General features: G+C 73.1%; 23 protein-coding genes and 1 pseudogene. 16 read left to right on the forward strand and 8 right to left on the reverse strand.

The features are described from left to right. From VE614_RS05525 to VE614_RS05535, 4 genes are all read right to left on the reverse strand, one after another. On the reverse strand, nucleotides 1–561 hold a 561-nt coding region (locus tag VE614_RS05525; RefSeq protein ID WP_324932931.1), incomplete at its 3' end, for an ABC transporter substrate-binding protein. 134 nt (nucleotides 562–695) lie between these two features. After that, nucleotides 696–797 carry a putative leader peptide gene (locus tag VE614_RS33670; protein ID WP_414719525.1) on the reverse strand — a complete coding sequence of 34 codons (102 nt, stop codon included), beginning with the start codon at nucleotides 795–797 and terminating at the stop codon, nucleotides 696–698. A 176-nt stretch (nucleotides 798–973) separates the two neighbouring features. Then, nucleotides 974–1,432, reverse strand: a complete 459-nt coding sequence (locus VE614_RS05530; RefSeq protein ID WP_324932934.1) for an Rrf2 family transcriptional regulator — start codon at nucleotides 1,430–1,432, stop codon at nucleotides 974–976. Between the two features lie 97 nt (nucleotides 1,433–1,529). After that, nucleotides 1,530–2,759, reverse strand: coding sequence for an acyl-CoA dehydrogenase family protein (locus tag VE614_RS05535; RefSeq protein WP_324932937.1), 1,230 nt, complete (start codon nucleotides 2,757–2,759; stop codon nucleotides 1,530–1,532). A 534-nt stretch (nucleotides 2,760–3,293) separates the two neighbouring features. On the opposite strand from VE614_RS05535, the gene VE614_RS05540 reads away from it, so the two are divergent. The 9 genes from VE614_RS05540 (at nucleotide 3,294) to VE614_RS05580 (ending at nucleotide 11,700) form a co-directional block, all read left to right on the forward strand. Next, on the forward strand, nucleotides 3,294–4,424 hold the full coding sequence (locus tag VE614_RS05540) for an LLM class flavin-dependent oxidoreductase (protein WP_324932940.1): 1,131 nt from the start codon (nucleotides 3,294–3,296) through the stop codon (nucleotides 4,422–4,424). After that, nucleotides 4,421–4,948, forward strand: coding sequence for a GNAT family N-acetyltransferase (locus tag VE614_RS05545; RefSeq protein WP_324932943.1), 528 nt, complete (start codon nucleotides 4,421–4,423; stop codon nucleotides 4,946–4,948). The genes VE614_RS05540 and VE614_RS05545 overlap by 4 nt, the downstream gene beginning before the upstream one ends. Next, complete coding sequence (locus tag VE614_RS05550) at nucleotides 4,945–5,889, forward strand: ABC transporter substrate-binding protein (RefSeq protein ID WP_324932946.1); 945 nt, start codon at nucleotides 4,945–4,947, stop codon at nucleotides 5,887–5,889. Before VE614_RS05545 ends, VE614_RS05550 begins: the two co-directional genes overlap by 4 nt. 3 nt (nucleotides 5,890–5,892) lie before the next feature. Next, on the forward strand, nucleotides 5,893–6,831 hold the full coding sequence (locus tag VE614_RS05555) for an amino acid ABC transporter permease (protein ID WP_324932949.1): 939 nt from the start codon (nucleotides 5,893–5,895) through the stop codon (nucleotides 6,829–6,831). Further along, entirely contained in the window at nucleotides 6,828–7,592 is a 765-nt protein-coding gene (locus VE614_RS05560) for an amino acid ABC transporter ATP-binding protein (protein WP_324932952.1), read from the forward strand. The genes VE614_RS05555 and VE614_RS05560 overlap by 4 nt, the downstream gene beginning before the upstream one ends. An 89-nt stretch (nucleotides 7,593–7,681) precedes the next feature. Next, on the forward strand, nucleotides 7,682–8,662 hold the full coding sequence (locus tag VE614_RS05565) for an ABC transporter substrate-binding protein (RefSeq protein WP_324932955.1): 981 nt from the start codon (nucleotides 7,682–7,684) through the stop codon (nucleotides 8,660–8,662). 34 nt (nucleotides 8,663–8,696) lie between these two features. Then, nucleotides 8,697–9,254 (forward strand): NADPH-dependent FMN reductase, encoded by a 558-nt coding sequence (ssuE, locus tag VE614_RS05570; RefSeq protein WP_324932958.1) that lies wholly within the window; start codon nucleotides 8,697–8,699, stop codon nucleotides 9,252–9,254. A gap of 47 nt (nucleotides 9,255–9,301) precedes the next feature. Beyond that, nucleotides 9,302–10,429, forward strand: coding sequence for an LLM class flavin-dependent oxidoreductase (locus tag VE614_RS05575; protein ID WP_324932961.1), 1,128 nt, complete (start codon nucleotides 9,302–9,304; stop codon nucleotides 10,427–10,429). Nucleotides 10,430–10,812: 383 nt separating this feature from the next. After that, nucleotides 10,813–11,700 carry a glutathione S-transferase C-terminal domain-containing protein gene (locus VE614_RS05580; protein ID WP_324932964.1) on the forward strand — a complete coding sequence of 296 codons (888 nt, stop codon included), beginning with the start codon at nucleotides 10,813–10,815 and terminating at the stop codon, nucleotides 11,698–11,700. 57 nt (nucleotides 11,701–11,757) lie between these two features. On the opposite strand, the gene VE614_RS05585 is transcribed toward VE614_RS05580, so the two are convergent. After that, entirely contained in the window at nucleotides 11,758–12,258 is a 501-nt protein-coding gene (locus VE614_RS05585) for a DUF6069 family protein (RefSeq protein WP_324932967.1), read from the reverse strand. A 204-nt stretch (nucleotides 12,259–12,462) separates the two neighbouring features. Between VE614_RS05585 and VE614_RS05590 the strand changes: the two genes are divergently transcribed. The 6 genes and pseudogenes from VE614_RS05590 to VE614_RS05615 all read left to right on the forward strand — a co-directional run bounded on the left by VE614_RS05590 (nucleotide 12,463) and on the right by VE614_RS05615 (nucleotide 20,711). Then, nucleotides 12,463–14,223 (forward strand): beta-galactosidase, encoded by a 1,761-nt coding sequence (locus VE614_RS05590; protein WP_324932970.1) that lies wholly within the window; start codon nucleotides 12,463–12,465, stop codon nucleotides 14,221–14,223. A 123-nt stretch (nucleotides 14,224–14,346) separates the two neighbouring features. Beyond that, nucleotides 14,347–14,976: pseudogene (locus VE614_RS05595) on the forward strand (glycosyl hydrolase family 35); the annotation flags it as partial. Between the two features lie 417 nt (nucleotides 14,977–15,393). Beyond that, nucleotides 15,394–16,458, forward strand: coding sequence for a LacI family DNA-binding transcriptional regulator (locus VE614_RS05600; RefSeq protein WP_324932973.1), 1,065 nt, complete (start codon nucleotides 15,394–15,396; stop codon nucleotides 16,456–16,458). A 272-nt stretch (nucleotides 16,459–16,730) separates the two neighbouring features. Further along, complete coding sequence (locus VE614_RS05605; RefSeq protein ID WP_324932976.1) at nucleotides 16,731–17,699, forward strand: alpha-L-glutamate ligase; 969 nt, start codon at nucleotides 16,731–16,733, stop codon at nucleotides 17,697–17,699. A 93-nt stretch (nucleotides 17,700–17,792) separates the two neighbouring features. After that, nucleotides 17,793–18,197: a luciferase family protein gene (locus VE614_RS05610; protein WP_324932979.1), complete on the forward strand. Its 405-nt coding sequence runs from the start codon at nucleotides 17,793–17,795 to the stop codon at nucleotides 18,195–18,197. 144 nt (nucleotides 18,198–18,341) lie between these two features. Further along, nucleotides 18,342–20,711 (forward strand): glycoside hydrolase family 65 protein, encoded by a 2,370-nt coding sequence (locus VE614_RS05615; protein WP_324932982.1) that lies wholly within the window; start codon nucleotides 18,342–18,344, stop codon nucleotides 20,709–20,711. A gap of 383 nt (nucleotides 20,712–21,094) precedes the next feature. Here the strand turns inward: VE614_RS05615 and VE614_RS05620 are convergent, their stop codons facing one another. The 3 genes from VE614_RS05620 to VE614_RS05630 are packed head-to-tail and all read right to left on the reverse strand — an operon-like array spanning nucleotide 21,095 to nucleotide 22,295. Then, nucleotides 21,095–21,448 carry a hypothetical protein gene (locus VE614_RS05620; protein ID WP_324932985.1) on the reverse strand — a complete coding sequence of 118 codons (354 nt, stop codon included), beginning with the start codon at nucleotides 21,446–21,448 and terminating at the stop codon, nucleotides 21,095–21,097. A gap of 36 nt (nucleotides 21,449–21,484) precedes the next feature. Further along, the gene (locus tag VE614_RS05625; RefSeq protein ID WP_324932988.1) at nucleotides 21,485–21,853 is read right to left on the reverse strand and encodes a DUF6479 family protein; all 369 of its coding nucleotides are present in this window, start codon (nucleotides 21,851–21,853) and stop codon (nucleotides 21,485–21,487) included. Between the two features lie 37 nt (nucleotides 21,854–21,890). Next, entirely contained in the window at nucleotides 21,891–22,295 is a 405-nt protein-coding gene (locus VE614_RS05630) for a ChaB family protein (RefSeq protein ID WP_324932991.1), read from the reverse strand. Nucleotides 22,296–22,419: 124 nt separating this feature from the next. Between VE614_RS05630 and VE614_RS05635 the strand changes: the two genes are divergently transcribed. Continuing rightward, a complete protein-coding gene (locus VE614_RS05635; RefSeq protein WP_324932994.1) occupies nucleotides 22,420–22,794 on the forward strand; it encodes a ferredoxin in 375 nt (124 codons plus the stop codon). The last annotated feature ends 40 nt before the right edge of the window (nucleotides 22,795–22,834 follow it).

A 22,834-nucleotide genomic window follows, 5' to 3' on the forward strand; every position in this document is an offset into this window, starting at 1 on the left:
CTTGCCGCTCTGCGCGTCGACCTTCCAGCCCTGCTCGGAGATCCAGTTGAGGAACGCCACGTCCTGGGTGTTGCCGAGCTGCGGGGTGGCGATCTTCTTGCCCTTGACGTCCTTCAGCGACTTGATCTTCTCCGGGTTCACCACCAGCTTCACGCCGCCGGAGGCCGAACCGCCGATGATCCGCAGGTTCTTGCCGCCGGACTTGGTGTAGCCGTTGATGGCGGGGGAGGGGCCGATCCAGCCGATGTCGATGGACCCCGAGTTCAGCGCCTCGATCTCCGAGGGGCCCGCGTTGAAGGTGGCGTACTTGGCCTCGGTGCCGCCCAGCTCCTTCTGGAAGAAACCCTGTTCGCGGCCGACCAGGGCGGTGGCGTGCGTGAGGTTGGGGAAGTAGCCGATCCGCACCTCGTCGGTGGACAGCTTCTCGGCGTCCGCCGCGACCTCGGAGCGCTGGTTGTCGTCCGTGGACTCGGCGCCGTAGCCGCAGGCGGTCAGCAGGAGGGGGAGGGCCGCTGTGGCGGCGAGGGCGCGCAGGGCGGTGAGCGGTCGTGCGGCAGACACGGAGGTGTCCTCTCGGGGATGGGTGATCACGGAAGTACGCGAGTACGGAAGTACGCGGGTACGGAAGTGCGAGGGGCAGGCCCAGGGCGAGCACGACGGGGCTCCCGCGGGGTGCCGGGGTGCCGCGGACGGTCTCAGACGAGCCGACAGATGGCGCTGGACGTGCGGCCGAGATCGATGTGGCGACGTGAGGTCAGTCGCGGCAGGAGGAGACCCGCGCGGTTGCACGTGCGCATGCCGACCCCCCACGGATCCCTAGTTTTCCTACCTGGTTGCTAGGGATCGTGGCAGAAAGGCGCCCACACCCCAAGGGGGTGTTCAAATGATGGACGTTGCCATCTCGCATGGCGGGATCGGAGGGGCGTCGCAGGGTGGATCGGGCGCCAGCCCGAGGCGGATCAGGGGCTGGGAGTCAGGGGTTCACCCAGGCGTCCGGAGCATGGGCCAACGCCGAGACGTCCGCGGGGAGTTGGGCCGACGCCACGTCGGCGAGCGACACGCCTTCCAGAATCTCCCGCACATTGGACCGCAGCGCGATCCACAGCGGCAGCAGGGACTCGGCGGGTCCGGTGTAGGACAGCTCCGGGGGCCGGACCCCGCGCACGGAGACCAGGGGGCCGTCCACGATACGGATCACGTCGGCGATGCTGATGGACTCGGCGGGCTTGGCCAGCCGGTATCCGCCGTTGCCGCCGCGCTGGCTGAGCACCAGACCGCCGCGGCGCATGTCGTTCAGGATGCTCTCGAGGAACTTGTGCGGAATGTCCTGGGCGGCCGCGATCGCCTCGGCCTTCAGTGGCCCGTCGTCCCGTGACGCGGCGAGCTGCAGTGCGGCACGTACCGCGTAGTCCGCCCTGGCTGAGATCCGCATACGGCCATTATCCCGCAGGTCTCGGTCGTGCTTCCCCGCGGGTGGGCCCTGGTGCCGCGACGGCGGGCGGGGCCTCCCCGGATGCCGCGGGCCGGCGTCAGAGGGGCAGGACGAACGCCGGGTGCGCGCCGTTCAGGAAGTAGTCCCCGACGTCGCGGAGGCGGTGGGCGACGGGCTCGTACAGGGTGTGAGTGCGCGCGTTGCGCCAGAAGCGGTCCAGGCCGAGCCGCGCCGGGGTCGAGCGGGCGCCGACGATGTCGAGGGCGCGGGCGGTGGACTCCTGCGCGGCCCGGGAGGCCGCGGCCTCGGCCATCGCCACCAGGACGGCGATGTCCGCGTGCTCCTCGAAGGTGAGGTCGTCGCCGAGGGCCAGCCCGGCGCACACGGCGGCCAGCGCCTGGTCGGCGAGGGCGGAGGCGGCGCGCACGAGGACGGTGAGTTCACCGAAGGCGGTCAGCACATGCGGGTCGTGCGGGGAGCCGGCCGGCCAGGCGGGGTGCCAGGGCGCGTGGCCCGCCCGGCTGTAGTCGCGGGCTTCGGCGAGCACGCCCTCGGCCATGCCGAGCCGCAGCTGGACCGAGAGCAGCCGTCCGACCGGCGACACCAGCGCGGCCCGCGGGGAGAGGGCGTCCTCCTCCGTCGAGAGCGAACCGAGGATGTCGTCGGCGGCCACCGGGACGGCGTCGAACTCCACGCTGCCGCCGGCCGCGAGCCGCTGGCCGAAGGTGTCGGCATCGTTGTCGACGCGTACGCCGGGCGCACCGGGATCGACCAGGACGGCGACGGGTTCTCCGGTGTCGGCGCGCACGGCCCGGACGGCGAGGCGGTCGGCCACCAGCACTCCGGTGACATAGCTCTGCCGCCCGTCCAGCGCCTGGCCGTCGGCGGTCGGGGTCAGGGCCAGTGACGGCTCCTGGCGGGCCAGGCCCCCGCCCCAGCACCACTGCTCGGCGGCGGACCGCCGGTCGATGCGGGCGGCGAGCGCGGGCTCGTTGAGGAACCGGGCGCTCCAGGACAGGAACGTGTGGGAGCCGAAGAGCTGGGCGATGGCGCCGTCGGCGGCGGCGATCTCCCGCACGGCGGCGTAGGCCGTGGGCCAGTCCGCGCCCCCGCCGCCGAGTCCGGCCGGTATCAACAGGGTCAGCAGGCCCGCCTCGCGCAGCCGGGACACCTCGTCGAACGGTGCCTTGCCGGCCTGCTCCCGGACCACCGCGTCGGTGGCCAGGTCGTCCGCCGTCTCACGGGTCACGCGCAGCCAGTGCGCGCGGCCGGGCCCGGTTCGCCGGGACTCCGCGGTGGGCTGGGGCGGTGCGGGGGCAGTGGCCATGTGCCTCATCCTGCGCACCTCCTGAACCACCGTCAATACTTTCCTAGTAAATCGATAGGAAATCTAGGGAAGTTGGCTGAGCAGGCACTGCGCGGGGGCCGAAGCCGGCCGTCCGTCATCCGGGCCGCGGTTGACGAGACGCGCGATGTACTGCTCAATTGATCGCATGAACGCCGAGCAGCGCCTGGTCACCCGTGGCCACATCGACTTCGGTCGGGTGTGGTCCGCAGCGTGTCGCGCCTGATGCCGCGACGGGCCGTCTGACCGGCCCGCTTCCGTTCTCGGCCGGCCTGTGGACAGGCCTGCTTCTTCTCTCTTCCCGGCGCCACCTCGACGCCGCCCCTCCCGGCCGTGCCGCGCCTCCCTGCCCCGGCGACGTCACGCCCGTTCACCACCGTTCACCACCGTTCGCATCGGTTCACACCGTTCACCATCCGGTTCCGCAGCGAGGTCGCCCGGCCGTGCCCGCACGCCCCTGTGCGAGGGGCACGTGCGCCGAACGTCCTCGGCGAACCCGAGGAAAGGCCCTCTCCCATGCCCGTGGAGTTCCTTGGCATCGCCGCCACCAACGACGGCTCCGAGACCACCCCGCGCTCCGGCGCCGCCTTCGACAAGGAGTACACGCTCCGCCTCGCCCGCGCCCACGAGGACCACGGCTGGGACCGGGTGCTGTTCGCCTACGGCTCCGGATCGCCCGACCCCGCACCCGCCGCCGCCTACGTGGCGAGCAGGCTGGAGCGGTTGCAGATCCTGCTCGCCCACCGCCCGAACGTCTCCTACCCGACGTTCGCCGCGAAGACCTTCGCCACCCTCGACCAGATCAGCGAGGGCCGCCTGACCGTGCACTTCATCACCGGCGGCAACGACCACGAGCAGGGCCGCGAGGGCGACACCCTCACGAAGGACCAGCGCTACGAGCGCACCCGCGAGTACATCAGGATCGTCAAGAAGATCTGGACCACGCACGAGCCCTTCGACCACGAGGGTGACCACTACCGCTTCCACGACTTCGTCAGCGATGTCTTCCCCGTCCAGCAGCCCCGCCCGAACGTCTCGTTCGGCGGCTCCTCGCCCGCCGCGTACGCCGCGGGCGGCGCAGAGGCCGACATCTACTGCCTGTGGGGCGAGCCCCTGGAGCGGACGGCCGAGCAGATCGAGGCCGTGCGGGCCGCGGCGAAGGCGGCGGGCCGCACCGACGTGCCCCGCATCCAGGTGGCGTTCCGGCCGATCATCGCCCCGACCGAGGAACTGGCCTGGGAGAAGGCCCACCGCACGGTCGGCGCGATCCGCGGGCGCCGCGAGGCGGGCCTGGTCCGCCACCACCGCGACACCGCCCCCGAGAACACCGGCTCGCAGCGGCTGATCGCCATCGCGGAGGCGGGGGAGCGCTACGACCGCGCCCTGTGGACCCCGACCGCCGCCGCGACCGGCGGCGCGGGCAACTCCAACGCCCTGGTCGGCACCCCCGAGACGGTCGCCCAGGCCCTGCTCGACTACTACGACCTGGGCGTCGACATCCTCTCCGCCCGCGGCTACGACCTGCTGGGCGACGCCATCGACTTCGGCCGGCACGTCATCCCGATCGTCCGTGAGGAAGTCGCCAAGCGCGACGCCGGGCGCGCGGCGGCACACGGCGCCCACACCCTGGCGGCGGTGCAGGGATGACCTCCGCACCGGAACTGACGGTCATTCAAGTCCCGGTAGCCGACCCGAGAGTCGCGCCCCTGCTGCGCGAACTCGGCGACGAGTACTCCCGCCGCTACGGCAAGGACGCCCACGAGGAACTGGCCCGCTACCCCGACGAGGAGTTCACGGCGCCGTACGGAGGCCTCCTCCTGCTGCTCCTCGAAGCGGGCGAGCCGGTCGCGGGCGGTGCCTTCCGCCGCTACGACGCCGCCACCGCCGAGCTGAAGCGCATATGGACGCACTCCGCGCACCGGCGGCGCGGCCTCGCCCGGCGGGTCGTCGCCGAGCTGGAACGCGAGGCCGCCGCCCGAGGCTACCGGCGCGTCCTCCTGACCACCGGGCCCCGCCAGCCCGAGGCGCGCGCCCTGTATCTGGCGACCGGCTACACCCCGCTGTTCGACACGGACGCCGACCCGCGGACCCTCGGCCCGCTGCCTTTCGAGAAGCACCTGCCGCCGGCCCCCCGTACCACCGCACCGATCCGAAAGGCGGCCCCCCAGTGAACCTCCGAGGCACCGCGACCCGGCTCGCCGGCGCACTGCTGCCCGTGCTCGCGCTGACCGCCTGCGGCACCGGCGGTACGACCGGCACGACGGCGGTGGGCGCCCAGGCGTCCCCCGCGCCGACCGACGACCCGGTGGCCGACGTGCGCGAGGTGAGGTCGATCGCCGCGCTGCTGCCCGCCGACGTGCGGGCCTCGGGCACCCTGCGGATCGGCAGCTCGATCGGGTTCCCGCCCGGTGCGTACTACCCGAACGGCTCGGGCCGGGAGCCCGCGGGACAGGACATCGACCTCGCCGACGCGGTGGCCAAGGTCCTCGGGCTGAAGCTGGAACGCCAGGAGGCCTCCTTCGAGTCGATCCTGCCCGCCCTCGGCAGCGGCAAGTTCGACGTCGGCACCGGCAACTTCGGCGTCACCGCCGAACGCCTCAAGCGGGTCGACTTCGTGACGTACGTCAACGACGGCCAGGGCTTCGCGGTCAAGAAGGGCGGCACCGCGCTCAAGGGCAAGGTCACCGGCCTCGTCCAGCTGTGCGGCCTGACCGTCGGCACCGGAGCCGGGACCACCTTCGAGGCCACCCTCGAAGCGGAGAAGGACGTGTGCGCCAAGGCGGGCCGCGAACCGTACGACGTCAAGGTCTACGCGGAGAACGCGGCGACGCTCACCGCGCTCCAGCAGGGCCGTATCGACGTGATCATGTCGACCATCAACGGACTGCGCCACCAGGCCGCCCAGCCCGCGTCCGGGACCACCTTCCTCGGCGAGTACCACCGGCTCGACGTCGGCTTCGCCTTCAAGAAGGGCTCGCCGCTCACCAAGGCCTTCCAGGCCGCGGTGAACCGGCTGATCGAGGACGGTACCTACGCCCGGATCCTGGCCAAGTGGGGCACCACCGCCTCCGCGATCGACGCGTCGCGGATCAATCCGCCCGAGCACAGGTGACCCATGAGCAGCGACACCCTGAACCGGCCCGCGGAGCGATTGGACGGCCGGCCGGCCGAGTTCACCGTCGTCCCCGTCCGCCACTACGCCCGCTGGGCCGCCGCCGTCGCCGTGCTCGTGCTGGTCGCCCAGTTCGCCCACGGCCTGGCCACCAACCCCGTCTGGGAGTGGCACGTCTTCGCCGACTACGTCCTCTCCGAGACGATCGTCCGGGCCGTATGGGTGACCCTCCAGCTCACCGCCTACGCCACCGTGTTCGGCTTCCTCCTCGGCACCGTGCTCGCCTTCATGCGGCTGTCGCACAGCCCGGTGCTCCAGACCGTCGCCTGGACGTACATCTGGGTCTTCCGGTCCATCCCGATGATCGTCCAGCTGGTGTTCTGGTTCAATCTGAGCGCCCTCTACGAGCGGCTGGGCGTCGGCATCCCCTTCGGACCGGTGTTCTGGTCCGTCGACAGCGACAGTCTCATCGGCACCATCGGCGCCGCCGTCATCGGGCTGACCCTCCATCAGGCCGCCTACGCCGCCGAGATCGTCCGCGGCGGTGTCATCGCCGTCGACCAGGGACAGCGGGAAGCCGCCGCCGCGCTCGGCATCCCCCGGCTGCGCCAGATCCGCCGGATCGTGCTGCCGCAGGCCATGCGCGCCATCCTGCCCACGGCCGGCAACGAGATCATCGGCCTGCTCAAGGGCACCTCGGTGGTGTACGTCATGGCGATCGGCGAGTTGTTCTACCAGGTGCAGGTGATCTACGGCCGCAACGGCCGGGTCGTCCCGCTGCTGCTCGTCGCCACCGCCTGGTACGTCGTGCTGACCTCCCTGCTCTCGGTCGCCCAGTACTACGTCGAACGGCGCTACGCCCGCGGTGCGAACCGCACCCCGCCGCCCACCCCGCTCCAGCGCGCCCGGCGCGCCCTCAGAACCTCGGGAGACATCCGATGAGCCAGGTGATGGTGGACGTCCACGGCGTCCACAAGAGTTTCGGCCCGCTTCAGGTACTGCGCGGTGTGGACCTCCGGGTCCGCCCGGGCGAGGTCACCGTGATCCTCGGCCCGTCCGGCTCCGGGAAGTCCACGCTGCTGCGGACCATCAACCATCTGGAGAAGGTCGACCGGGGCTGGATCAGCATCGACGGTGAGCTCGTCGGCTACCGCCGCTCCGGCGACAGGCTGTACGAGCTGAAGGAGAAGGAGGTGCTGAAGCAGCGCACCCACATCGGGTTCGTCTTCCAGAACTTCAACCTCTTCCCGCATCTGACCGTGCTGCAGAACGTCACCGAGGCCCCCGTCTCCGCCCTGCGCCGCCCCCGCGGGCAGGCGGCGGAGACGGCCCGCCGGTTGCTCGCCCGGGTCGGTCTCGCCGACAAGGCCGACGCCTACCCGCGGCAGCTGTCCGGCGGCCAGCAGCAGCGCGTCGCCATCGCCCGCGCGCTCGCCCTCGAACCGAAGGTGCTGCTCTTCGACGAGCCCACCTCGGCGCTCGACCCCGAGCTGGTCGGCGAGGTCCTGGAGGTCATCAAGGACCTGGCCGCCACCGGCACCACGATGATCGTCGTGACCCACGAGATCGGCTTCGCCCGGGAGGTCGCCGACACCGTGGTGTTCATGGACGACGGAGTCGTCGTGGAGCAGGGGCCGCCCGCGGCCGTCCTGGACGCGCCGCGCCACGAACGTACCCGCGCCTTCCTCTCCAAAGTCCTCTGACCGCCCCTCCGTCCTCCGGCCACCCCTCACCCCCTGACGTCCGCCCGCTCTGACGCCCTGACGCCCTGACGCCCGCAAGGAGAACCACCGTGTCCCCCCTCACCCGCCGGACCACCGCAGCGGCCCTCGGACTCGCCACCGCTCTCGTCCTCGCAGCCTGCGCCGACCCCGACGAGGGCGGCACCACCGAGGTCGCGGACGCCAAGGGCACCACCACGAGGATCAACACCAGCCCCGACCAGGACCGCGTCACCACGGAGAAGGTCGACGCCATCGCCGCCCAGGTCCCGGAGGAGATCCGCGAGAGAGGCACCCTGGAGATCGTCGACTCCTCAGGGTCCGCCGCGCCGCTCACCTTCCACGCCACCGACAACAAGACCGTGATCGGCGTCGAACCCGACATCGCGTACCTGGTCGCCGACGTGCTCGGACTGGAGCCGCACTTCAGCACCGTCTCCTGGGAGAACATCTTCATCGGCCTCGACAGCGCCAAGTACGACGTCGGCTTCAGCAACATCACCGTCACCGAGGAACGCAAGGAGAAGTACGACTTCGCCACCTACCGCGAGGACAACCTCGGCTTCGAGGCGAAGAAGGGCAGCGGCATCGAGGTCGACGGCCCCGAGGACGTGGCGGGCCGGACCGTCGCCGTCGGCAGCGGCACCAACCAGGAGAAGCTGCTGATCGAGTGGAGCAAGGCGAACGAGAAGGCCGGCCGCGAGCCGGTGGACATCAAGTACTACCAGAACGACAGCGACACCTACCTCGCTCTCCGGTCCGGCCGGATCGACCTCTACCTCGGCCCCCACCCGACCGCCGCCTACCACGCGGCCACCTCCGGCGAGACCGAGGTCGTCGGCACCCACTCCGGCGCCGGCGCCGGCCTCCAGGGCCTCATCGCGGCCACCGCCAAGAAGGACAGCGGCCTGGTGAAGCCGCTGGCCGCCGCGCTGAACGAGGTCATCGAGAACGGCACCTACGCCCAGGTGCTGGCGCGCTGGGGACTGTCCGACGAGGCCGTGACCACCTCCGAGATCAACCCGCCCGGCCTGCCGAAGACCAGCGACTGAACCGCCTCCCGTACCGCACTCCGAAGGGTTCGCCATGGCCACCGTCCTGTCCGTCTCCGGAAGCCCCTCCGCCACCTCCCGCACCGCCCGGCTGCTGCGCCACCTCGACCGGCGGCTCACCGCCCAGGGCCATCAGGTGATCCCCCTGGACGTCCGCACGCTGCCCGCCGAGGCCCTGCTCGGCGCGGACGTCCGTCATCCGGCGATCGTCGAGGCGGCCGCCCTGTTCGACCGTGCCGACGGCATAGTGATCGGCACCCCCGTCTACAAGGCCGCCTACTCCGGGCTGCTGAAGTCCCTGCTCGACCTGCTGCCGCAGTACGCGCTGATCGGCAAGACGGTGCTGCCGCTGGCGACCGGCGGCACCACCGCGCACGTCCTCGCCATCGACTACGCGCTGCGCCCCGTGCTCAGCTCCATGGGCGCCGGGCACATCGTCCAGGGCTGGTTCACCCTCGACAAGGACATCGCGGTGACCGACGACGGCCACCTGTCCGTCGCCCCGGGCGCGGCGGAGGCCCTGGCGCAGGTCGTCGACCAGTTCGCCGCCGCCCTCGGCAGCCGTACGACCCTGCTGGCGGCGGCCGGATGAGCGCCCCCCCGCGACCACCCGCGACGAGCGAGAGGCCAGAAGCGCACATGAGTCTCACCTTCCACTGGTTCCTGCCCACCAACGGCGACAGCCGGCATGTCGTCGGCGGCGGCCACGGCACCCCCGCCACGGCCACCGCGACCGACCGGCCGCCCAGCGTCGGCTACCTCGGCCAGATCGCCCGCGCCGCCGAGGACCTCGGTTTCACCGGAGCACTCACCCCCACCGGCGCCTGGTGCGAGGACGCCTGGCTCACCACGGCCATGGTCAGCCGGCACACCGAGCGGCTGAAGTTCCTGGTCGCCTTCCGGCCCGGCTTCGTCTCCCCGACCCTCGCCGCGCAGATGGCGTCCACCTTCCAGCGGCACAGCGGCGGCCGGCTGCTGCTCAACGTGGTGACGGGCGGGGAGAGCCAGGAGCAGCGCGCGTACGGCGACTTCCTCGGCAAGGACGCCCGCTACGCCCGCACCGATGAATTCCTGCACATCGTCCGGGAGTTGTGGGACGGCAGGTCCGTGAATCTGGCGGGGGAGCACCTGCGGGTCGAGGACGCGCGGCTCGCCCGCCTGCCCGACCCGCGCCCCGCCATCTACTTCGGTGGCTCCTCGCCGGCCGCCGGGGAGGTCGCCGCCCGCCACGCGGACGTCTACCTCACCTGGGGCGAGCCACCGGCCGCCGTCGCCGGGAAGATCGCCTGGATCCGGGCGCTGGCCGAGAAGGAAGGGCGCACCGTCCGCTTCGGCGTCCGCCTGCACGTCATCACGCGCGACACCGCCGAGCAGGCGTGGGCCGAGGCACGGCGGCTGCTCGACGGGTTCGATCCCGAGACGGTGGCCGCCGTGCAGGCGGGCCTGGCCCGCAGCGAGTCCGAGGGCCAGCGGCGCATGCTCGCCCTGCACGGCGGGCGGCGCGACGATCTGGAGATCCACCCCAATCTGTGGGCGGGCATCGGCCTGGTGCGCGGCGGCGCGGGCACGGCCCTGGTCGGCAGCCACGACGACGTCGCCGAGCGGATCGCCGAGTACCACGGGCTGGGCATCGACGAGTTCGTGCTGTCCGGCTACCCGCACCTGGAGGAGGCGTACTGGTTCGGCGAGAACGTCCTGCCGCGGCTGGCCGCGCGAGGGCTGTGGACCCACCCGGCGGCCCCGTCGCCGACGGGCCGGGCGGCGTAGCCGTCCCTTCCGGCATGTGGGACGGCGGGCGGGAACCGCACAGGCCCTCTTGACGGGCTCCCGGGGCCGCCTGACACTCCCTTACAGATTCCCCAGTGGACAGGTAGGAAAAGATGGAGCGTCCGGAGTCGTCCGCCGACCGCGCCGTGCGCGCGGGGCGGCCGGCTCTGCTCCTGACCTCCCGCCGCCACATCGATCTCCTGCGTGTCTGCAGCGCGGCGAGCGCGCCGAACTGACCGACGGTGCCCCGCGGCACCGCGTCCTCGCGCGCACGGGCAGGCGCCGACGCCGTCACGCGTCCCTCACCCTCTTCCGTGCGCTGTTCGCGCTCCGCTCGCCGCCCTCCGCGCACCCAGAAGCCGGCCCCGGATCCAGGGAGAGACATGCCCGCCGCACCCTTGACCAGCCCGCCGACCCAGCCCTCGCTGCGCGGCCGGATCGGCTGCGACGCGAGCAGCGGCTACTACGCCGCCGCCCGCCGTTACCGCCTCCACCTGTCGCCGTCCTGCCCGCACTCCCTGCGGCTCGCCATCGCCCACAGCCTGCTCGGTCTGCACCACACCCTCCCGGTGAGCCTGCTGCCGACCGTGCCCGACGGGCCGGACGGCGGGCACACCGCCCTGCGCCCGCTGTACGAGGCGAGTTCGCACCACCACCCGGGCCCCGCCACGGCACCCGTGCTGAGCGACGACTGGACCGGACGGATCGTCAGCACCCACGCCCCGGACATCCTGCGGGACATGGCCCGGCACTTCGGCAGCCACCGCTGCGGGCTGTATCCACGCGGTGCCGAGCAGGAGATCGCCGCCGTCGAACACCTCTGTGAGCACGGTGTCAACGACGCCGCGCAGCGCGCCGGCCGACCCGGCGCCGACGCCACCGAACGCCGGACCGCCCTGGCCCGGCTGCTGAGCACGCTGCGGCAGTGGGAGGGACGGCTCGGCTTCCAGGAGTTCGTCCTGGGCGACCGGATGACCGTCGCCGACGTACAGGTGTGGGTCACCCTGGTGCAGCTCGACACCGTGCACCGCCGGCACCTGGACGCCGCCGCCGTCCACCGCATCGCCGATCATCCACGGCTGTGGGCCTACGCCCGACGGCTGGCCGCCCACCCCGCCTTCGGCCGCCACCTCGACCTGCCGGGCATCGCCCGCCGGCACCACGCCCGCTGCCAGGGGCTGGAGGCCGCGGGCGCGGCGGTGCAGATCCTGGACTGGGCGGCGCACACCGCGGACGGCACCGGCCGGCCCTCCGCGCTCCGCTGTCCCTGAGCCCAGCCCCCGCCGAGCCCTCCGCGCGAGGGCCGGCCCCCACCCGAGCCGCCCTCCTCACGCGGCGCGCCGCGTGGCCCCCCGGGCGACCGCCGACAGCAGGGACCCGACCGCCGCGCCGATCGCCAGGTACACCGCCCCGCTGCCCACCTTGGGCTCCAGACCCGTCGCCGTCCGGAACGGCAACAGCACGATCGCGGCCGTCACCAGGGCGATGATCCAGGCGAAGCAACGGACCGGGTGCGGGGTGCTGAGGATCAGCACATGCAGCAGCGCGGTCGCCGCGAGAGCGGTCACCGCCGCGCCGCCCGCCAGCAGCCCGGTCGAGCCGTCGCCCTCCGCGCCGTCGCCCTCGGGTGCGAACACCGCGATGCCGAGCACTCCGCGCACCAGCAGCACGGCGCCCGCGGCGGTGAGTCCGGCGACCCCGGCGGTCATGACGCCGCCGGCCCACAGCCGGGCGGTGTCGAGCCGGGGCACGGGCGGCGGGGCCGTCGTGGCGGGGCCGTCGCCGTACGACATCTGCTGGGGACCGTAGGGCTGGTTCGAGGGCTGCACGTTCGTCTCCTCGCTCGGTACGGGTGCGCTATCCGTACCCCCTCGCCGCCATGGCGCTGCCCGCGCTGGCCCGTTCGGGGCACGGCCGGTCCACTTGCTGGAAAGCCCTTTCCCCAATGCCCCAGGGGATCTTGACGCTGGTGATGTTACCGGTAACACTCAGGCGCACCGCACCCGACCGCCCCGGTGAGAGGACCCGCCCCGATGCCCGCCCTGACCACCACCTCCGACGGATTCCTGTTGCGCGGCCGACCGCTGCGGATCATCTCCGGCGCCATGCACTACTTCCGGATCCACCCGGACCTGTGGGCCGACCGGCTGCACAAGGCCCGCCTGATGGGCCTGAACACGGTGGAGACCTACGTCCCGTGGAATCTCCACCAGCCCGACCCCGACGGCCCCGTCGTCCTCGACGGCATCCTCGACCTGCCCCGCTACCTGGAACTCGCCCAGGCGGAAGGCCTGCACGTGCTGCTCCGCCCGGGCCCCTTCATCTGCGCCGAGTGGGACGGCGGCGGCCTGCCCTCCTGGCTCACCGCCGGCCCGGACATCCGGCTGCGCAGCAGCGACCCCCGGTTCACCGGCGCCATCGACCGCTATCTGGACCTGCTGCTGCCCCCGCTGCTGCCGCACCTGGCGGCCTCCGGCGGCCCGGTGATCGCCGTCCAGGTCGAGAACGAGTACGGCGCCTACGGCGACGACACCGCCTACTTGACCCACCTGCACCAGGCCTTCCGCTCGCGCGGCGTCGAGGAGCTGCTCTTCACCTGCGACCAGGCCGTCCCCGAGCACCAGGCGGCCGGCAGCCTGCCCGGCACCCTCGCCACCGGCACGTTCGGCAGCCGGATCGAGGAGAATCTGACCCGGTTGCGCGCCCACCGGAGCGAGGGCCCGCTGATGTGCACGGAGTTCTGGGTGGGCTGGTTCGACCACTGGGGCGAGGAGCACCACACCCGCAGCGGGGCCGACGCCGCCGCCGATCTCGACCGGCTGCTCGCGGCCGGGGCGTCCGTCAACATCTACATGTTCCACGGCGGCACCAACTTCGGCTTCACCAACGGCGCGAACCACGACCACGCCTACGCCCCCGTCGTCACCTCCTACGACTACGACGCGCCGCTCACCGAGCACGGCGACCCCGGCCCGAAGTACCACGCCTTCCGCGAGGTGATCGCCCGCCACGCCCCGGTCCCGGACGAGCCCGTGCCCGCCCCGAGCCGCAAACTCCCGCCGGCCGCCGTCGAGCTGGACCGCCGGGCCGCGCTGCTGCCGTACGCCGTCGCCCGTACCGAGCCGGTCCACGCCCCCGGCGCCCCGCTCACCCAGCACGAGCTGGGGCAGCGCGCCGGTTACGTCCTCTACCGCACCACCGTCCCCGTCGCCGGTGACGGCGTACTGCACTTCACGGGCGGAGTCGGCGACCGCGCCCAGGTCTTCCTCGACGGCGCCCCCGCCGGCGTGCTCGAACGCGAACGCCACGAGGAGGCCCTGCCGGTCCGCGTCCCCCGCCCCGGCGCCACCCTGGAGGTGCTCGTGGAGAACATGGGCGGCGTCAACTACGGCCCTCGCATCGGTGCCCCCAAGGGCCTGCTCGGCCCGGTCGCCTTCGACGGCGCTCCGCTCGACGGTTGGGACTGCCGTCCGTTGCCCCTGGACGACCTCCGCGACCTCCCCCTCGGCACGGCCCCGGCCACCGGCCCCGCCTTCCACCACGGCACCTTCGAGGTCGACGAACCCGCCGACGCCTTCCTCGCCCTGCCCGGCTGGACCAAGGGCCAGGCCTGGATCAACGGCTTCCACCTCGGCCGCTACTGGAACCGCGGCCCCCAGCGCACCCTGTACGTCCCCGCGCCCGTCCTGCGCCCCGGCCGCAACGAGCTGCTCCTGCTCGAACTGCACGCCACCACCACCGGCCGCGCCCGGCTCACCGACACCCCCGACCTCGGACCGGAGAAGCCCCGATGACGCACCAGCACCAGCGCCCGCACCGGCTGCGCGTCCCCGCCCCGGCCGCTCCGCCGGCCACCGGTCACCTGCCGCTCGCCGACGCGCCCGGCGTCCCCGACCCGATCGAGGTGACCAGCCCGCGGCGTCCAGCTCCCGCCCGGCGAACTCCTCCCGCTCCACGGCGGCTGTCCCGAGGCGTTCTGGACGGAGTGGGACGCGGGCTGGCCCGAGACCTGCCGCAAGCACTTCTTCTTCACCCACCAGCGCGACGACGAGGGCATCGGCGCCGACCTGCGCCCCACCACCGTCCGCGGCGGCGACCCCGCCCCCACCGACCGCTTCCCCTGGGCCACCTGCGAACTCGGCAGCGGCATGGCCGTCGCCTACCACCGGCGGCCCCGCCTCGACGCGGCCGACATCGGCGCCCTCGCCCTGACGAAGATCGGCTGCGGCTCGGTGTGGCAGGGCTACTACATGTTCCACGGCGGGACCAACCCCGTCGGCGAACTGACCACCCTTCAGGAGTCGCACGCCACCGGCTACCCCAACGATCTGCCCGTGCTGACGTACGACTTCCAGGCCCCGCTCGGGGAGTACGGCCAGATCCGGGGCTCGTACCACGAACTGCGCCTCCAGCACCCGCTGCTGGCCGACCTCGGCGACCGGATCGCGCCGCTGGAGTCCGTGCTGCCCGAGCGGCGGCCGGACGGACAGCACGACCACGACACCCCGCGCTGGGCCGTGCGCGCCGACGGCGGCTCCGGCTTCCTGTCTGCGCGCCCACGGCCTCACGGTGAAGGTGCTCCCGCTGGCCGCCGACGCCCCGGTGCACCTGCCGGGGCGGGCCCCGGGGGAGGCGGTGGCCGCCGAGGTCCGGACGGCCACCGCCGTCACCAGCCAGACCTGGACGCCGGGCACCGGCTGAGGACACCCCCGCCTCTCACCGGCTGAGCCATCCCCGCCGGGTACCGGCTCAGGCACCTCCCGCCGGTCACCGGCTGAGGCACCCCCGCGCCCCGGCCCACCGGTCACCGGCTGAGGCACCCCCCGCCCGCCCGGCACCGGCTGAAGCACCCCTCACCCTCCCCGCACCGGCTGAGGCACCCTCTGCCCGCCCGGCCTATCCTGTGGATCCGCCGGGCGGGACCGTACCGCCGAAGACCCGAGGCCGAAGGACGACCACGCGCCATGACCCGCAGCTCCGCCGACGGCCCGGCCCAGCGCGGACGCAGCCGGCGCAGCTTCGCGGGCAGCCGACCCGTCATGGACGACGTGGCCCGGCTGGCCGGGGTGTCCAAGCAGACCGTGTCCCGGGTCCTCAACGACCATCCGGCGGTCCGCGCCGAGACCCGCGCCGCCGTCGCCGAGGCCATGCGCACCCTCGGCTACCGCCCCAGCCGCAGCGCCCGCTCGCTGGCCAGCGGACGCACCCGGATGCTGGGCGTGATCTCCTTCGACGCGGCCCGCTACGGGCCCGCCTCCATCCTCACCGCCGTCAACACCGCTGCCCAGGCGGCCGGTTACCTGGTCAGCTCCATCGCCCTCGACACCGCCGGACGCGACACCGTGGTGCGCGCCCTGGACACCCTGACCGCCGAGGGCGCCGACGGTGTCATCGCCATCGCCCCGCAACGCCGGGTCGCCAACGCCCTCGCCGAGGCCCGCCGCGACACCCCCATGGTGGTCCTGGAGAACGCCCTCGACGCCCACACCCCGCTGGTCACCGCCGACTCCGGGGCGGGCGCCCGCGCCGCCACCGGCCATCTGCTGGGCCTCGGCCACCGCACGGTCCACCACCTCGCGGGCCCCACCGGCTGGACGTCCGCCGAGGTACGGCTCGACAGCTGGCGCGCCGCCCTGACCGAGGCCGGCGCCGAGGTCCCCGAGCCGCTCACCGGCGACTGGAGCGCCGACTCCGGGTACGCGCTGGGCCGCCGCCTGGCCGCCCGGCCCGAGGTCACCGCGGTGTTCGCCTCCAACGACCAGATGGCCCTCGGCCTGCTGCGCGCCCTGCACGAGGCCGGACGCCGGGTCCCCGACGACGTCAGCGTGGTCGGCTACGACGACATCCCGGAGGCCGCTCATCTGCTGCCCCCGCTGACCACCGTGCGCACCGACTTCGGCGAGATCGGCCGCCGCGCGCTCCGGCTCCTGCTCGACCGCATCGACGGCACCGGCGAGCCCCGGGTCGACCCCGTCGTACCGGTGGAACTCGTCGTGCGCCGCAGCACGGGACCGGCGCCGGGAGCCTGACCGCAGGGCGGGCGTGGGACGGCGCACGCTCGGTTGCGTACGGCGCAGAGGCCGGAGCGACAGGCCGCCCACGCATGCGCCCTGTCCCGGTCGTCCGCCGCGCGCCTACAGTGTGGCGGCACGGCTCCGCACCGCCGTTCGACGTGGGCGGAGCAGCCATCAGCGACGGGCCGCCGACCGCCCGCGCCACAGACACCACCCCGTGAGTTCGCTCGGGCCGCGCGACCGAGTGCGCGCGGCACCGTGCGCTTGGAGAACCACTGGAGGCCGCAGTGTCCCGACCGTGCATCGCCCTGATCGCCGACCCCACCTCGCCCGAGGGCTGCGCCGACTACCTCGCCCGCGCCGTCGAACTGCTCACCGGCGCCCCGCCCGTCCGGATCGACTCCCGGCACTTCGCGGACGGCGGATCCGGCCGCGCCGCCCACGCCGGGGACCGGTTACGGCTGCGGGTGCCCGGGGAACGCCTCGACGTGGTGCCCGACGTCGTCGTGCTCTACGAGATCCCGCCGCATCGCCGCCGCTCCCTCGCCGGGTTCCAGCGGCTGCTGGAGCGGCACGACGTCGTCACCCTGGGCACCGGAACCGCCGCCTGGCGCACGGCCACCGAGAAGGACCGCACCGTGGAGCGGTTCCGCCGCGACGGCATCGCCCACATGGAGACCGCCGTGCTGTCCCGGCCCGCACCGCACGAGGCAGCCGCCGCCTTCGACAAGCTCGGCCGCGACACCTGGGCCCGGCCCGTCGTCGGCACCGGCGGTGACGACACCTTCCACGTCACCACCGAGGAGCAACTGGAACGCGCCGCCGTCTACTACGCGGAGCGCGGCACCGACTGGCTGCTGTCCCGCGACGCGGGCAACTTCCGGCCCGACGGCCGCCGCCACCAGTACCGGGTCTTCGTGCTGCACGGCCAGGTCGTCCACGCCCGCGAGCACATCCAGCCGGAACCCGACACCCCCTGCAACACCTGCCAGGGCGCCACCCCCGTGCACATCGCCCCCGCCGACCTTCCCGCGCCGCTCGCCCGGCTCGCCGTGGCCGCCACCGCCTCCGTCGGGCTGCCGTTCGCGGGCGTCGACCTGGCGATCGAGCACGGCGGGGTGGTGTTCGAGGTCAATGTGCAGCCCGCCTTCGTGGACGGCGAACTCCCGCTCGTCGCCGTGCCGTACATCCAGGCACACCTCAGCGCCCTCGCGGCCCGCCGCCATCCGGCACCGGAGCGGCGGATGCCCGCCTAGGGAACTCCCGGGAGGTGATCGAGGAACCTCACGCCTGGGTTACGAAACGCGCAACCTCTGGTATCGGCGCGGTGAGGAGGTGACGATGGGGCCATGACTCTGGCCCAGCGCGCCCTGGAGCGACTCGCGGCCTGGCCCGACCTCACAGCGGGACCGGCCAGTTGCGGCACAGGACGGGCACTTCGCACCGCCCACAGCGAGATCGCCCACTTCCACTCCGACCACGACGTGGACCTCCATCTCACCAGCCGGGCCCTGCGGCGCTTCGCCGCCGACCTCCAGGAGTCGACGGCGATACGCCTGGTGCCCGGCTCCCGGTGGGTGACGGTCCATCTGGACTGCGACACGGACATCGACCTCCTGCAGAGCCTGGTGAGCATGGCTCTCAAGGCGCACCAGGGCGGCCCGGCCCCGGAGGACCTGCCGCCCGGCGGCTGCAACTTCCGCCGGGTCACCGTCCTCACGCGCGACCCGGCGGGCACGGCCACGCCCTGCTGAGCCCGGGGCGGATTCGTCGCTTCACCCCGTGACCGGCGTGGACCGCACGGCCGGACGCGCCCGTGGGGAGAGACTGCTGCCGCACGGCGCCGGCACCGTCGCATTCGGCGGGACCGGCGCGCCGCACGCGGGAGGAGCACCGAAGTGACGGGCTGGACCTGGACGTACGAGGGCTACGAGCCCGCCGACGAGCGACTGCGGGAGTCGCTGTGCACGCTCGGCAACGGCTACTTCGCCACCCGCGGCGCACTCCCCGAGTGCGTCGCGGACGATGTCCACTACCCGGGCACCTATGTGGCGGGCTGCTACAACCGCCTGACTTCCCATGTGGCGGGGCGCAGCGTCGAGAACGAGGACATGGTCAACCTGCCCAACTGGCTCCCTCTGCGCTTCCGGCTGCGCGGTCGGCCCTGGCTGACTCCCGACACCGCGACCGTGCTCGAACACCGCCAGACCGTGCACCTCGACTCGGGCGTGCTGGAACGCCTGACCCGTTACGGCCTGGGCAACGGGCGCGCCCTGACGGTGCGCCAGGAGCGCCTGGTGCACATGGCCGACCCGCATCTGGCCGCACTGCGCACCGAGTTCACCGCCACCGGCTTCGGCGGTGAACTCCATGTCGAGGCCGCCCTCGACGCCGGCGTCACCAACGCGGGCGTCCCCCGCTACCGGGACCTGGACGGCCGGCACCTCACTCACGCGCATACCGGCACCGCGGCCGGGGACACGGTGTGGCTGCGCTGCCGCACCCGCACCTCCGACATCCGGATCGGCATGGCCTCCCGCCTCACCGCCGAGGGGCCCCTCACGATCCGGCACGCCCGCCCGCGCACCACCCAGCGGGCCCGGCTGCGGCTGGCGCCCGGCATCCCGGCCACCGTCGACAAGACCGTCGCCCTGCACACCTCCCGGGACTCGGCGATCAGCGACCCGCTGTACGCCGCGATCGCCCGGGTCGGCCGCGCTCCCGGCTTCGACGACCTGCTCGCCGGCCACCGCGTCGCCTGGGCCCAGCTGTGGCGCCGGGCCGACGTGGACGTGCCGGGGGAGGCGGGCCGCATCCTGCGGCTGCACCTCTTCCACGTCTTGCAGACCCTGTCGCCGCACACCGCGGACCTCGACGTCGGCGTCCCCGCGCGCGGGCTGCACGGTGAGGCCTACCGGGGGCATGTGTTCTGGGACGAGTTGTTCGTGCTGCCCTACCTCAACCTGCACTTCCCGGAGGTCTCCCGGTCCCTGCTGCACTACCGGCACCGGCGCCTGGAGCAGGCCCGCACCGCCGCCCGGGAGGCGGGCCGCAAAGGCGCGATGTACCCGTGGCAGAGCGGCAGCGACGGCCGGGAGGAGACCCAGCAGCTGCATCTCAATCCGCGCTCGGGCCGCTGGCTGCCGGACCACTCCCACCTCCAGTACCACGTCGGCTCGGCCATCGCCTACAACGTCTGGGAGTACGGCGAGGCCAGCGGCGACACCGAGTTCCTGTACAGCAAGGGCGCCGAGATGCTGCTCGAGATCGCCCGGTTCTGGGCCGACGCGGCGGCCTGGGACGAGCGCCTGGGCCGGCACCGCATCAAGGGCGTGATGGGCCCCGACGAGTACCACGACGCCTACCCGGACGCCACCGAGCCCGGCCTCGACGACAACGCGTACACCAACGTCATGGCCGCCTGGGTGCTCACCCGCACCCTGGAACTGCTGGCCGCCCTGCCAGAGCCGCGCCGCCGGGAACTCACCGAGCGCACCGGCCTCGACGGTCACGAGCTGGATCGCTGGGACGAGGTCTCGCGCACCCTGCACGTGCCCTTCCACGAGGGCGTGATCAGCCAGTTCGAGGGCTACGGCGAGCTGGCCGAACTCGACTGGACCGCTTACCGGGCGCGGTACGGGGACATCCGCCGCCTGGACCGGATCCTGGAGGCGGAGGGCGACACCGTCAACCGCTACCAGGCCTCCAAACAGGCCGACGTCCTGATGCTCGGCTACCTCTTCTCACCGCCCGAACTCCAGGGCCTGTTCGACCGGCTCGGGCTGCGCCTGGACGAGGAGACCTGGCACCGCACCGTCGACCACTACCTGCACCGCACCAGCCACGGTTCCACCCTCAGCGGCCTGGTGCACGGCTGGGTGCTGGCCCGCGCCCGGCGCGCCGAGGCCTGGCAGTTCTGCCAGGAGGCGCTGCGCGGCGACATCGCCGACGTGCAGGGCGGCACCACCGGCGAGGGCATCCACCTCGGCGCCATGGCCGGCACCCTCGACCTCGTCCAGCGCGGCCTCACCGGCCTCACCACCCGCCAGGGCGCCCTGTGGCTGGATCCCGTCCCCCTCCCCGAGCTGTCCACCTACGGATTCTCCCTGCGCTATCAGGGCAACTGGGGCGTCCGCCTGCGGCTGCGCCACTCCCAGCTGGAGATCATCCTCCCGGCCTCCGACACCACCCCGATCGACGTCCGGCTCCCGGACCGCGCGGTGCGGCTCCAGCCGGGGGAGACGGGGCGGCTGGTGCTGCCGGACTGAGCGCGTCCGCTCGGCCGGCCGGGCAGACCCCCGACCCCGTGCTCAACGGCCACCAGGGCTGGCTCGACGACCTCGCCAAGGCCGCTTCGGGGGGAGTGGCCGGCTGACGACCTGGTCCTGTACACCGAGTAGCCGACCGGAAAGGAACCCCGAGACGTCCAAGCTCCCGCTGCCCCCGAGGCCCGGGAACTGCTGCGACGCCTGGTTCGCCGGCGCCCCCGGCGAGGACCCCGAGGAGCGCGAGAACGTATCGCGGGTCGCGGGCCCGGACGGCGGTCGCGACGCCGACCGACGATCATGAGTACGCCGGTGTGCGGGCAAGCAGTCCCGCACACCGGCGTGTGCTCTGTTCTGCGTCTTCTGCGTCTTCTGCGGTGAGCGGCCTACATCCGGTCGCCCTTCGGCTTGCCCCGCTGGTCGGGGGTGCCGTGGGGCGGAGGGCTGAAGGGCTGGGCCGTGGTGGTCGCCGGGGACACCGGGGAGCCCGCGTGGCCCTGGGCCTGCTCGGGGCGGAGGGCCGAGGGGCTTCCGGAGGTGGGCTCGGCGCCCGAGTGCAGCTGCTCCAGGCGGGCGGTCAGCAGCTCGGTCACCGGCAGCCGGTCGGCGTGCGTCCGCTCGTAGGCGATGAGTTCCTCGACCTCCTCCGCGCTCAGTGAACGCACCCGGCTCTCCAGCCCGCCGATGGGCAGGTGGTCGTAGTCGGGCAGGGGCAGGGAACTGCGGCCGGGCTCGGCCATGGATCTCACTTCCTCCGTAGCTGGACTGGGGGCCGCTCAGCGGCCGGGGCCGCCACCGCCCCAGGCGCCGCTGCTGCCGGGGGACCAGCGGGGCCGCGACTGCTCGGAGCCCTGCTGGGTCGAACTGTTGCCGAAGCCGCCCATCTCGTGCGGCAGGAGGGGACGGCCGCCCTTCGGCACCCGGGGCACCTCGCGGGGCTCCCGGCTCTCCCTGGTCTCGTGCACCGCGCCGCCCGGTGGCAGGTGCGGCTGCTCCTCCGGTCGCGGACGCGACTCGCGGAGCCGGATACGTGTGCCGAGCCAGAAACCGCCCAGCAGCAACGCCAGCACGGCGATGCCGACGACGAACATCCCGATGCTGAGCAGTCCGCTCGGCTCGGCCAACTGCATCGTTGCGGTACTCATACCATGCGAATACCCCTAAAATCGGTCATGAATCGGATCACCGTGAGCGAGCCTCGCGCGTCGCGGAACGATTGGCCTTGCGGATCGCGTCCAGCAGTTGCGCCCTGGACATCCGGGACCGGCCCGCGACATCGAGCCGCTTGGCCAGGTCGTACAGATGCTCCTTGGAGGCGCTCTCGTCGACGCCCTCACCGCTGCGCCCGCCGACCTGGCGCGGCCGGGCCGACCGCGGATCCGAGGGCCCCCGACGGCCGCCCTCCTTGCGTTCCCAGTGGTCGCCGACCTTCTCGTACGAGTGCTTCAGCGCGCCGTAGGCGACGCGGTGCGCCCGTTCGCCCTCGCCGTACTGCTCCACCGCCGAGTCGTGTGCCTTGATCCAGGTGCGCTGGGCGTCTCGGGGTGAGCGCTCCAGCGTCGACGGCAGCTCTTCGCGTCCGGGCATGTGTCCCACCTCCTTCGGACGCCGTGCGCGGGCGCCGCCCGAGTGCCCGGCGGAAGGGGCGAAAAACCCGGTCCTCCGCAGCTCCGGCGGGTTTGGCGCGGGGTGCCGCGGCTACCCGCGCAGTGTGACTTCGACGCCATCGCAAGCAGAACTCATCCGGTTCCTGGAAGACCGGTTCGTCTGCGCGCAGGCGTGCACGGAGTGTGCGCGGGCCTGCGCGTTGCGCGCGAGCCTGGTGGACCCGGACGGCACGGAAGAACAGGAAATGGTCCGGCGCAAGGGGATCATGTGCGCCGAGGTGTGTGACGCCACCTCCCGGATGCTGGCCGAGCAGAGCCAGCTGGACGAGACCGGACTGCGCGTCCAGCTGGAGTGGTGCCGGACGGTCTGTCTGGAGAGCGCCCACGTCTTCGACAGCCGGCCCGGAGCGGAGGAGGCCGCCGCGTCCTGCCGCGCCTGCGCCCGCGCCTGCACGGAGTTCCTGGCCCGCCTGGGCTGAGCGCCGCCCGCAGTCTCACCGGCCTGGTGCCGGACAGTGG

The organism is Streptomyces sp., assembly GCF_035645055.1.
Lineage (GTDB): Bacteria > Actinomycetota > Actinomycetes > Streptomycetales > Streptomycetaceae > Streptomyces.

What these genes read in the sequence shown, in the direction of transcription:
- VE614_RS05630 (WP_324932991.1), bottom strand. Translation starts at nt 22,295, where the DNA reads ATGCCCGGACGCGAAGAGCTGCCGTCGACGCTGGAGCGCTCACCCCGA.
- VE614_RS05545 (WP_324932943.1), top strand. Translation starts at nt 4,421, where the DNA reads ATGACCTCCGCACCGGAACTGACGGTCATTCAAGTCCCGGTAGCCGAC.
- VE614_RS05625 (WP_324932988.1), bottom strand. Translation starts at nt 21,853, where the DNA reads ATGAGTACCGCAACGATGCAGTTGGCCGAGCCGAGCGGACTGCTCAGC.
- VE614_RS05610 (WP_324932979.1), top strand. Translation starts at nt 17,793, where the DNA reads ATGACTCTGGCCCAGCGCGCCCTGGAGCGACTCGCGGCCTGGCCCGAC.
- ssuE (WP_324932958.1), top strand. Translation starts at nt 8,697, where the DNA reads ATGGCCACCGTCCTGTCCGTCTCCGGAAGCCCCTCCGCCACCTCCCGC.
- VE614_RS05620 (WP_324932985.1), bottom strand. Translation starts at nt 21,448, where the DNA reads ATGGCCGAGCCCGGCCGCAGTTCCCTGCCCCTGCCCGACTACGACCAC.
- VE614_RS05580 (WP_324932964.1), top strand. Translation starts at nt 10,813, where the DNA reads ATGCCCGCCGCACCCTTGACCAGCCCGCCGACCCAGCCCTCGCTGCGC.
- VE614_RS05560 (WP_324932952.1), top strand. Translation starts at nt 6,828, where the DNA reads ATGAGCCAGGTGATGGTGGACGTCCACGGCGTCCACAAGAGTTTCGGC.
- VE614_RS33670 (WP_414719525.1), bottom strand. Translation starts at nt 797, where the DNA reads ATGCGCACGTGCAACCGCGCGGGTCTCCTCCTGCCGCGACTGACCTCA.
- VE614_RS05600 (WP_324932973.1), top strand. Translation starts at nt 15,394, where the DNA reads ATGACCCGCAGCTCCGCCGACGGCCCGGCCCAGCGCGGACGCAGCCGG.
- VE614_RS05555 (WP_324932949.1), top strand. Translation starts at nt 5,893, where the DNA reads ATGAGCAGCGACACCCTGAACCGGCCCGCGGAGCGATTGGACGGCCGG.
- VE614_RS05590 (WP_324932970.1), top strand. Translation starts at nt 12,463, where the DNA reads ATGCCCGCCCTGACCACCACCTCCGACGGATTCCTGTTGCGCGGCCGA.
- VE614_RS05540 (WP_324932940.1), top strand. Translation starts at nt 3,294, where the DNA reads ATGCCCGTGGAGTTCCTTGGCATCGCCGCCACCAACGACGGCTCCGAG.
- VE614_RS05530 (WP_324932934.1), bottom strand. Translation starts at nt 1,432, where the DNA reads ATGCGGATCTCAGCCAGGGCGGACTACGCGGTACGTGCCGCACTGCAG.
- VE614_RS05535 (WP_324932937.1), bottom strand. Translation starts at nt 2,759, where the DNA reads ATGGCCACTGCCCCCGCACCGCCCCAGCCCACCGCGGAGTCCCGGCGA.
- VE614_RS05575 (WP_324932961.1), top strand. Translation starts at nt 9,302, where the DNA reads ATGAGTCTCACCTTCCACTGGTTCCTGCCCACCAACGGCGACAGCCGG.